This is a genomic window from Bacillus cereus group sp. BfR-BA-01524, from assembly GCF_022662595.1.
Taxonomy (GTDB): Bacteria; Bacillota; Bacilli; order Bacillales; family Bacillaceae_G; genus Bacillus_A; species Bacillus_A thuringiensis_S.
This window is the reverse complement of record NZ_JAKUDW010000053.1, coordinates 25,696-35,363: the sequence shown is the minus strand read 5'-3', so window position 1 is coordinate 35,363 and position 9,668 is coordinate 25,696. Positions and strand designations below refer to the sequence as shown.

The window sequence follows — 9,668 nt, the reverse complement described above, 5'->3', positions numbered from 1 at the left end:
TTTACTTTTAAATATATTAAAATAATCATGTATCATATATTTAATACACTAAGTTAATTATTTTATATATTCACTAAAAAGGATGCATCAAAATCATTTTTATACATCTTTTTTAGTGAATATATACTACTATTTTAGAACAAACATCTCTACTTAAGAAAACTCACAAATTAGCCTTCTACTATTTCAAACATATTTCCACTCACGCAACTAATGAATAATCCATTATTAACTTCCTCAATTGATACAATAAAATCTATTACAACAACATTTTTAGGAAGTTTAATTATATTTTTTACTTCGCCACATTCAGCATCAAGTATTATCAATTCTAAATTTGAAGTTGCAATGTAAATTTCTCCATCTTTATATAACAGAACCTCTGTAATATCATGTAGAGTAGTATTATTCCAAAGCACTTTACCTGTTTGAATATTAATACCACAAATTCTGCCTTTTCCTAAGGACAATACCATCATCTCTCCGATAAGAAATGGAGGCAATTCAATTTCAAAAGACATATTTACTTCATATAACTTTTGACCGCTCTTATGGTCATAACACTGTATTTGTCTACTTACCCCTTCATATCCATACTCAGTTCTTGTTAATAGTATTTTCGCTTCCTTTGATTCAATGCAAGCGTACCATACCTCATCAAAAGCTTTTTCAAAAATTAAGTTACAGCCTTCTTTTCCATATTCCCACTTTTGTAATGAATCTATTGCTACACATATAAAATGTTCATTAGTTAAAGTAACTGGTTCATTTGGATTACAATCTTCCATCATTTGTTTCCATCGTGTAGAAGCATCTAATAATTGAATGGAAATTGCAACATTACTATATGCATCAACTTCCCCATCTTCATCAAAAGGATTCCCTGCTAATACATAGTAATCTGGGCCAAGATGGCACTGCAATTTTTCTCCTCCGACTCGAACATTCTTTTCCCATACTTTTACTCCACTTTCAAGCTCTAATAAAACATTGTAGCCTTCTTGTGTAATAACTAGTAAACGTGGTAACTCTTCTCCCGTAGTTTTTACATCTTGTATAATATGCCCTTCTATTTCTAAATCCCATAGAAGCTCTCCACAACTTGATGAAATAGCATACAATTTCGCAATACTTTCTCCAAATCTATTTGCATGCCAAATAATTACGACACCATTCACAGTAACGCAATTACAATCTTCTACTATTGGAATACGGCACTGCCAAATCTCTTCTTTCGTTTCACTATCGAGTTTACGAATTCTGTGGTTATTTTCCTCTACATAAAAGATACTCTTCTTATCATGAGATAGTACCGGAGTAAATATCGGTTCAACCTCTCTCCCTTTTAAATACTTCCATTTTAATTCATACTTGTCACTTGTAGAATGATAAGTTCGATACATAATTTCGTCATTTCCATTTACAAGTTTAGGAACAAATGGATCAATTTCTAACATTCTATGGTAAGCATCTTTGATTCGAAAAGAATCAACTCCACTCATGTAAATCTGCCCTATCTCCTTTTTAAGAAACGAAAAGAGTACTCGTAAAAATTGCTCGCTATCAACACTAGCTAACTTCTTGCCTCTCTGATTAATAATGAGAAACTCCCCATCTTTCTTCTTAAATTCCATCTTTTTTTCATATTCATTTAAGAAAATTGTAGCGTCATCATATTTAAAAACCTCGATACACGCATCAAACAACTGACAAATCGGTCCTATTATGTCTGTTTTTTCTTCAAACACAATTCTCTCATCTATACTAAGTACTATTTCTCCAGCATTTTCTGTCGGCAGTTTATTTAGTTCGATTTGAAACTTTTTCATTATTTTCTCCCTCTTAATCACGTTGGAATACTATGTTTCTTTCCCCCACATTCCCCTTCACTTTCTCAATAATATCTTCTATACGTTCCGCTATACATTCCAGCTCCCAGTCTCCCTCACCGTGCATAGCTGTATAAACTGGACAGTTCTCATCATTACTATCTACAAAAATCGGGTCTCCAAGATATGAATCTATCCCTATTACAATCCATCCTTCTTTCCAATCTCCTTCTTCATTCCCGACTAAGCTTTGTCCTTCTTCATCAAAACTATAACCAAGTTGCCCTTCTTCTATTTCTTCACTATTAAACAATTCTATCGTCATAGGTTCAGATTCATACTCTAGCTCAATTTCATTATCCTCAGCACGATCTACATGTGCTAAAAGTTGTTTAATTTTATTATGATTAATCATGATATCTTCTCCATTCTATCTTTTAAAAATCTAATTTTATTCATAATGAGCTGCCGCAAGTAACATTTGAGCAATAAACTTCCATGAAATATTTTCTGGAAACTTCTCTCCTTGATTTATATAAACCGATTCACAAGAACCTAACCAACTATTTAATGCCTCTAAATAAGTCTCTACCTCTACATTCTCCCATTCATCTTTATTCACTTTAAAATCCTTTTGGAGGTATACAAGAAATTTTAATAAATCTTCTTTAGAATTTACGTGATCGAGGTATTCATACACATCCATACTCCGTCCCTCCCTCTATTGCGTGTTATCTAAACTAACTATAATATATGACATAAGATTCTTAAAACTATTATTTGAGGTGACCGAATATGAAGAGTACAATTTGGGCAGACGATGACTATTTAAAACTAGCACCCATTAACGATGAACTAATCAAAAAAGCAGAAGAAGTACTGAACGTAAAGCTTCCAGAATCATATATAACCCTTCTAAAAGAACAAAATGGGGGAACTCTTCGTCTCGATGTTCACCCTACTTCAAAACCAAATTCTTGGGCAGACGATCACGTTAATGTATCTGGTTTATATGGTATTTCTTTTGATGAAAATGAATCTAGTATTTTAGAGAGCTGCTATTTAATTCGAGAATGGGAAATGCCTGAGAATATCGTACTTTTATCTGGTGATGGACATACATGGATTGCATTAGACTATCGAAATGTAGCTGAAAATCCTCCAGTTATATTTATCGATAATGAGTTTGAGGAAATTATTGAATTAGCACCTAACTTTGAAAGTTTCTTACAAAACTTAACTACGTATGAATATGACGAAGAGTAAGCCTGGCTCTAAAAAGGAGCAAGATTTTATTACAAATTTACACGCCACTTTAAAACCACTCGGCTTTAAGAAAAAAGACATACATTTTTCAAAGCTGAAAACGGATTTTATAAGCTCATTAACATACAAAAAAGCCAGTTTGGAGATGACTTTTATATAAATATAGGAGTCCACCCTATCGGTCTCCCGCAGCTTATTACGAACCAATTACAAATAAAAGAGAACATTTCAATATTCGATTGCATTCTACAAACGAGAATAGAGCCTATGCATATCAAACAGAACCAGTTATTGCATAATGTTTCACATGAAACTATCGAAATTCCGAATTACCTTTCTACTATTTTCGACTGGTTTCAAACGTGGGTATCTTATGAAAATTTAGTGGAAACAAATATGCATTCCATTACTCCCGTACTAGCTGTCGTTCCAATATTAGAAGAAAAAGCGTTTCTACTTCTTACCTGTTTTTCTTTCTACAAATTAAAACAGTACGAACAAGCTACTCACTACTTACAGCAATATTTACATTGCGACGTGCATCTGAATACCGAGGAAAAAGAGCCCATATTCTTTCATGAATTTGATATGTATATGAAAAAACTAGTAAAAAGTGCACTGTAATTTCACATTGTGCTTTCTACTATTGCTTTATATTCCTTTTGTAACTTTTTAAATCACAAATATTTTATCCTCCCCTACAACTCCCAAGTAATATTCATTTCTTCAAATGAGTCCTTACTAACTTCCAATCCTTCGCTATCTTCCGTTCCAATCATTGCTATTTCTTCTTTAGACAACTTAATTTCCTCATTTGGACTTTGGATTTTTTTCTTATACACGAGTTGTAAAAGCTCTATTTGTTCCGCTGTCAGTTCATACTCTTCTTCCAGTCTTTCTATTGCTGATTCTGTATCAAGTAATGGAATTTCTAATAAGAATCCGCCGTGCTCTTCCATCTCTTCAAATGAATCAATTGAATACGCACCGCTATCCTCAATCCAAAATGCAGTTGTAATAAAAGGAACTGTTTCGCCTTCTACTTCTTCTAATACGTATTGAAGTGCTTCTTCTTTCGCAATATCTATTACTTCCGAAGATGCCCCTTCAAAATAATTTTTCGCATCAATCCACTCATCAATTCTCTCGCTATTCACATCTTGAAGACATACAATCGTGTAATTCGGATGAAACGTAATTGTCCCTTGTCCGCCTTGGCTATCTTGCATACTATAGTTAAATCCATCCCATGAACTTTCATGTGAGAAATCTGGACAATGCGCTACATTAATTGCATGGGCAATCGAATTTAAAACGCAGCCTTTCCATAGTTGTTCTTTATCTATATGTAATTTATATTTACTCATCCGCTTCCCCCATGCGCATATTTTTTTCTATTATCTTTCCTCTACACAATACTTGTAAATACTTTTCTATCTACTACAAAATAAAAAAGACTTCCTTTTTAAAAGGCGTCTTTTTATAGTTGAAAATTTACTAATAAATAAAACGAATTATTTAATAAATGAATCCCAATTGGAACGAGTAAATTCTTCGTTTTCTTATATGTGTATGCTAAACATATACCCATACCAAAAATATATAAAATACTACCTACTGTAAGGGGATGGCCAAAAGTAAATATGAAAGCACTTATAACGGCACTAGTAAGTGCAGAAAAGCGCTGGAATAATTTCGTAAAAAACATCCCCCGAAATAAAAGTTCTTCCCAAATCGGTGCAAAAATGGTGAGCACAACTACATATAAAATGATTTCACTTTTAGTAGGCTTTATTACTATACTAGACTCGTCCACACCAATCCCATGTGGTAAAACTAAATTTAATATTGCAAGATATATAAGCATTACAATCGCTGTCATTACTATCGTTACATAGTGTTTAAAATTATTGAATTGTAATGATTTTATTAAATGTAAGCAGCAATTTCTTGCCGGTGCATACATTACGATAATCATACAAAACGTGAAAGGTGGAATAAGATGATCTACATACCATGGATATAAGGAAGAATCATATAAAAGGTTCAAAAAACCAATTCCATGCATGACCCCAAAAATAATTAATAGAATGCTAATTACTTGGCGCATACTCATTTGTTCATTCTTTTCTTCATATGTAGCTAATTCTATATTCATCCTATCCCCTCCAGTATAATTAAACCTTTTAAACCATTATATACCAAATTAAACATAAAAAAAGACAATACACCCCACTGTATTGTCCATTTTCTTCCCTACCATTTCTCTCTACACGTCTCAATTAAATGCAGTAAGTACCTCTTTGTCATATCTGCTCTTCTCCACCTTGAGAGCATTCGCTTTTCTTTTGGATTGTGCCGTATTCTCGCTACTTCTTTTAATAAGAGCTCCCATTCTTCCGCTGAACGTTCTGACAAGTATTGCAGTCCTCTATCTTTTGAAACGATTGTTTTATGATCTAGTGTATATAAAATACGTCCCATCGTAACGACAGCTGATTCTACCCACTCTTCTACAAAGAATAAATATGGTTGCTTCGCCTTTCCACTCCAGTACTGTTCTACATTGTATTTCATCGTATTTACTACATCATTCCATTGTATTTGCAGCGGAAGATCTTCTGCTTCTTTTCCGGTAACTGTAATGCCTTGATTTTTCAACGTCCACCATGTGACCGCATTAATATCCCAATAACCAATGTCCGCTTTTCCTTCTGCACAATATACATACTCGTTCATTTCATCATTGTATTTTCCTAAATCAACAAGCGGAATATACATACCGTCCATTCTTTTACCTAGTGTATTATCACTAAGCTTCTTATGTAGTTCCACAAGCTGCTGTTTTTCAGCTCTATTCACGGAATCATTTATCACTGTAACAAAATCAACATCGCTCGTTTCCTTATGAAATGCACCTAGTGCGATGGATCCGTAAATATATACCCCAACTATTTTTTCATCCAAAAAAATTTCTTTTAATTCTACTGTGTACCGCTCCATTAACTGTTGTACTTCCGTTGGTAACGCATGCTTCACTCCATTTTTCACATCTATCCCTCCAATAAAAAAAGCCTTTGCAAATTCGCAAAGACTTCTTGTTTTATAAATATTTCTCGATTTCTTCGTAAACATCCTTCAAACGAGGATTTCCTTCTCCAACAATTTCTCCATTTACAAGAACGACCGGATAAAATAAATCTTCCTCCACTACGCGCTCTGCGAATGCTTTTTTATCTTCATCTTCCTGTTCTTCTTGAAAATCAATATACTCGAAATTAAATTTATTTTCTTGTCCTTCATATTTACGACCAATCGCCGCTTGTAGCCACTCAAACGTTTCTGTTGAAGATGGCATTCCAACGCAGCTCGCACAAATTACTTTCGTCCCATACACTTGAACATTAACCATTTCTTCTCCCCCGCCTCTTGTTTCAACAGCATATTCAGATGTCTTATTACATAAGCACATCATTTTACAAACTTATTCCATACCCCTATACTGAAAAAACACGATAAAATATTTCGACAATAAAACAAGAAGAGAAAAAATAGATTTTCCCCTCTATCTTGATTATAATAAAACTGATGAAAGGAGTCGATAAAAATGGAAAACCCACATATGCAAGAACAAGTACTAGAAGTACTAGATAAATTACGTCCATTCTTACTTCGCGATGGCGGAGACGTTGAATTAGTAGACATTGAAGAAGGTATCGTAAAACTACGCCTTATGGGTGCATGCGGAAGCTGCCCAAGTTCTACAATCACACTAAAAGCTGGTATCGAGCGCGCGTTACTTGAAGAAGTACCAGGCGTTATCGAAGTAGAACAAGTATTTTAATCTAAAAGCGGAAGCGGCTCGTTCAGAGCCGCTTCCTAAAAAGAGACCAATTTCGGTCTCTTTTTTTATTCACATAACTATTCCGCTTTAACATCATAAAACAAAATTGGAAATCCCTCTCAAAAAATGCGATAATTAATACTATATAGTGAATCGTTCACACATATACAGTAAAAAAACATAGGGGGACGACAGATGCCAAAAATGGGGAACACTTTTGTAACAATTCAAGAACTAGAAAAGAAAAAAGAGTATTTATTAGGCCTTTCATCCGTTATACCAACATGGAATACAAGCTATCAATTTTTATTTAAAGAAATCCAGCAAGAATTATTGGGTAAAGTAAATGAAAAGCTCGAAAGGCATCAATTCGTTTTAAATATATGTACAGATCAGCAGGTAGGGGCATAATGTATTACATAAAATTGTGGTATATAAAGAAGAGACCTCACTCGGTCTCTTTTTTATATTTTTAAGATAACCAATCTAATTTTCTAATCCCAAGCTTATCTACTGGTAAACGAAGTGAGCCATAAAAGTGCTTCATAAATTGCTCTGAGCGGTTCACATCGTGTAAAATGGCTTCTAAGCGATCTCTATATATGCTTTTTTGTTCTTCGTTTCCAGTTTGGTAATATCGTTCGACCGTTTCAAAATAGTGAAGCGGGAACAGGAGCCTTGCAAATAATAAGCGCCAACCAAATGAGGATAGCGAATAATTACGTTCATAATCTGTAACAAATTGAACAATTGTTTGCTCCCAGTCTTTCTTTTTTTCTATCATCATATGGCGGATCCATTCTGCAATATCTCGACTCGGGTGATCATACACCCAATCAAAAGGAAGTTTGAGCCGCTTCGTTTGATGCCATAATAAAGGTGTGAATCGTTCTTGGCAAATTGTTGCTGCATCCGTTAGTTGCGGCGTATCATCCATTTCTGTATCGACAACATATTGAATTGCATTTTCTGCAACTCCTAAGTAATACGGGAAGGATTCAATAAACAATTGATCGAATACATCTGAAGGGTGGTTCATCACTTGTGATTGCCAAAACTTTTCTAATTGATCGAGCCTTTTTTCCCATAACGCTTTCCATTCACCAATACGGCTTAATTGCTCAATTTCTTCTGGAAAGAATGCACCTCGTTTATGGAATATAGAAAGCTCACTTCCTAATGACATAGCATGTCGTTCTAACGTGCGCATACCTTTTAATAAGCAGTAATTTTGTTCTTCTATCTCACTTACATAGTAGCCGTGTATAGTCGGAACGAAAGTCGCTACAGTTATATCCCCTTGCTGGTTCATATAATCACTGAGCTTTTTCATCTCTACAAGTACTTCTTCCTCCATTTCTCCAATTGGAACAAGTACATAAATTTTGTTGCGAATCCAAAAGCTTTTATAGGGGCCAAGGGGGATTAATTCTTTAACATGCATGTGATAATGCTCATAAATATGATGAATCATCGCAGTCGCCACCTATGGTTTTTATATATATATATGAGCTTGTGCTCGCCTTTCATTCCTATGCACATGATAAAGCAACGAAACGTATACAAATACTAAAAAGAAAAAAAGGTGATAAACATGAAAGAATCAAATCAACTACAAGAAAGAGCATTACAACTATTACAAGAACGCGGTGTAACAATTGACGATATTGCTGAACTTGTTCATTTTCTTCAAAAAAAATATCATCCAAATTTAGAGATGTCAGAATGCCGTTACAATGTAGAACGTGTACTATCAAAACGTGAAGTACAAAACGCACTGATTACTGGTATCGAACTTGATGTCCTTGCTGAAAAGGGAATGCTAAGTGCGCCGTTACAAGATATCGTAAAACGTGATGAAGGCTTATACGGAATTGATGAAGTTATCGCACTTTCTATCGTGAATGTATACGGATCTATCGGTTTCACGAACTTTGGATATATCGATAAATTAAAACCTGGTATTTTAGAATACTTAAATGATAAATCAACTGGAAAGGTGCACACGTTCCTTGATGATATCGTTGGCGGAATCGCTGCCGCTGCATCAAGCCGTTTAGCGCACCGATCTGAGCACTCAGAATAATAATGTTTTCTAGGCCGTCAGTTTCATGCTGACGGCCTTTCGTATTCCATAAGCATAAATTCTCTTCCACGACTCAAAAAAATAGGCCCTTGCTTAAATCCGATATTTTTATATAGCGTAATCGCTCTTGTATTAAATGTTGCTACACTTAATCGAAACATTTTCGAATTAAATTCCTTAGCAGCAAACGCTATTCCAGCTTGGAAAAATTCTTTCCCCATTCCTTTCCCAGTTAACGCCGGCTTCATACCAAGTCCGATATCAATCACATCTTCTCCACCATATAAATTAGCATCTCTTCCACCTGGTACTTGTGCATTTTCTCCAAAACAAAAATAGCCGATGAACTCTCCTTGATCGTCACAACAGCCATAATAAGTTCCATCTAATAATTCTTTTATTACTTCTTTCTCGCCTGAAAAACTATATAAATTATATGGTTCCTCGTACGCCCACATATTTATCTCATTTGCTTCTTCCTCTGTTAACTTATGTATATCCACTTTCTCTTTCCCCCTATTATATTTCTATTAACAATATTCGATATTCATCTTATAATTCATCTTTCTCAATATGTTTTTTTAATTTATCGCTTTATTTTAATGGGAGATTTTTCTTATTATGTTACAATTAAACAGAATCA

13 protein-coding genes and 1 pseudogene are annotated in these 9,668 nt (G+C 34.4%); 5 read left to right on the top strand and 9 right to left on the bottom strand.

Features of this window, described 5'->3' with window-relative positions; translation table 11 throughout:
- Positions 1-170: 170 nt before the first annotated feature.
- Genes MR170_RS18945 through MR170_RS18935 form a run of 3 tightly spaced genes read right to left on the bottom strand, consistent with a single transcriptional unit; the run spans position 171 to position 2,535 of the window.
- Positions 171-1,829: an outer membrane protein assembly factor BamB family protein gene (locus MR170_RS18945; RefSeq protein WP_242308934.1), complete on the bottom strand. Its 1,659-nt coding sequence runs from the start codon at positions 1,827-1,829 to the stop codon at positions 171-173.
- A 13-nt stretch (positions 1,830-1,842) separates the two neighbouring features.
- On the bottom strand, positions 1,843-2,244 hold the full coding sequence (locus MR170_RS18940; protein ID WP_016079858.1) for a hypothetical protein: 402 nt from the start codon (positions 2,242-2,244) through the stop codon (positions 1,843-1,845).
- A gap of 36 nt (positions 2,245-2,280) precedes the next feature.
- Positions 2,281-2,535: a DUF7660 family protein gene (locus MR170_RS18935; protein WP_000383680.1), complete on the bottom strand. Its 255-nt coding sequence runs from the start codon at positions 2,533-2,535 to the stop codon at positions 2,281-2,283.
- Between the two features lie 89 nt (positions 2,536-2,624).
- Between MR170_RS18935 and MR170_RS18930 the strand changes: the two genes are divergently transcribed.
- Both MR170_RS18930 and MR170_RS18925 read left to right on the top strand, forming a co-directional pair.
- A complete protein-coding gene (locus tag MR170_RS18930; protein ID WP_053563438.1) occupies positions 2,625-3,095 on the top strand; it encodes an SMI1/KNR4 family protein in 471 nt (156 codons plus the stop codon).
- A pseudogene (locus tag MR170_RS18925) lies at positions 3,082-3,719 on the top strand (DUF4304 domain-containing protein). Before MR170_RS18930 ends, MR170_RS18925 begins: the two are co-directional and overlap by 14 nt.
- 74 nt (positions 3,720-3,793) lie before the next feature.
- On the opposite strand, the gene MR170_RS18920 reads toward MR170_RS18925, so the two are convergent.
- From MR170_RS18920 to MR170_RS18905, 4 genes are all read right to left on the bottom strand, one after another.
- Positions 3,794-4,462 (bottom strand): hypothetical protein, encoded by a 669-nt coding sequence (locus tag MR170_RS18920; protein WP_242308933.1) that lies wholly within the window; start codon positions 4,460-4,462, stop codon positions 3,794-3,796.
- Between the two features lie 113 nt (positions 4,463-4,575).
- Positions 4,576-5,253, bottom strand: a complete 678-nt coding sequence (locus tag MR170_RS18915) for a CPBP family intramembrane glutamic endopeptidase (protein WP_242308931.1) — start codon at positions 5,251-5,253, stop codon at positions 4,576-4,578.
- 98 nt (positions 5,254-5,351) lie between these two features.
- Entirely contained in the window at positions 5,352-6,146 is a 795-nt protein-coding gene (locus tag MR170_RS18910) for a nucleotidyltransferase domain-containing protein (RefSeq protein WP_016079854.1), read from the bottom strand.
- 52 nt (positions 6,147-6,198) lie between these two features.
- Complete coding sequence (locus tag MR170_RS18905) at positions 6,199-6,507, bottom strand: YuzD family protein (RefSeq protein ID WP_000248590.1); 309 nt, start codon at positions 6,505-6,507, stop codon at positions 6,199-6,201.
- 195 nt (positions 6,508-6,702) lie between these two features.
- Here MR170_RS18905 and MR170_RS18900 point away from each other — a divergent pair, with 195 nt between their 5' ends.
- Together MR170_RS18900 and MR170_RS18895 are read left to right on the top strand one after the other, a co-directional pair.
- Positions 6,703-6,939 (top strand): NifU family protein, encoded by a 237-nt coding sequence (locus MR170_RS18900; protein WP_000431159.1) that lies wholly within the window; start codon positions 6,703-6,705, stop codon positions 6,937-6,939.
- A gap of 195 nt (positions 6,940-7,134) precedes the next feature.
- The gene (locus MR170_RS18895) at positions 7,135-7,350 is read left to right on the top strand and encodes a hypothetical protein (RefSeq protein WP_001125507.1); all 216 of its coding nucleotides are present in this window, start codon (positions 7,135-7,137) and stop codon (positions 7,348-7,350) included.
- Between the two features lie 61 nt (positions 7,351-7,411).
- Here MR170_RS18895 and yutH read toward each other — a convergent pair whose 3' ends face one another.
- On the bottom strand, positions 7,412-8,413 hold the full coding sequence (gene yutH / locus MR170_RS18890; protein WP_016079853.1) for a spore coat putative kinase YutH: 1,002 nt from the start codon (positions 8,411-8,413) through the stop codon (positions 7,412-7,414).
- Positions 8,414-8,533: 120 nt separating this feature from the next.
- Between yutH and MR170_RS18885 the strand changes: the two genes are divergently transcribed.
- A complete protein-coding gene (locus tag MR170_RS18885) occupies positions 8,534-9,025 on the top strand; it encodes a phosphatidylglycerophosphatase A family protein (protein WP_016079852.1) in 492 nt (163 codons plus the stop codon).
- Between the two features lie 23 nt (positions 9,026-9,048).
- Here the strand turns inward: MR170_RS18885 and MR170_RS18880 are convergent, their stop codons facing one another.
- Positions 9,049-9,528, bottom strand: a complete 480-nt coding sequence (locus MR170_RS18880; protein ID WP_016079851.1) for a GNAT family N-acetyltransferase — start codon at positions 9,526-9,528, stop codon at positions 9,049-9,051.
- Positions 9,529-9,668 lie beyond the last annotated feature (140 nt).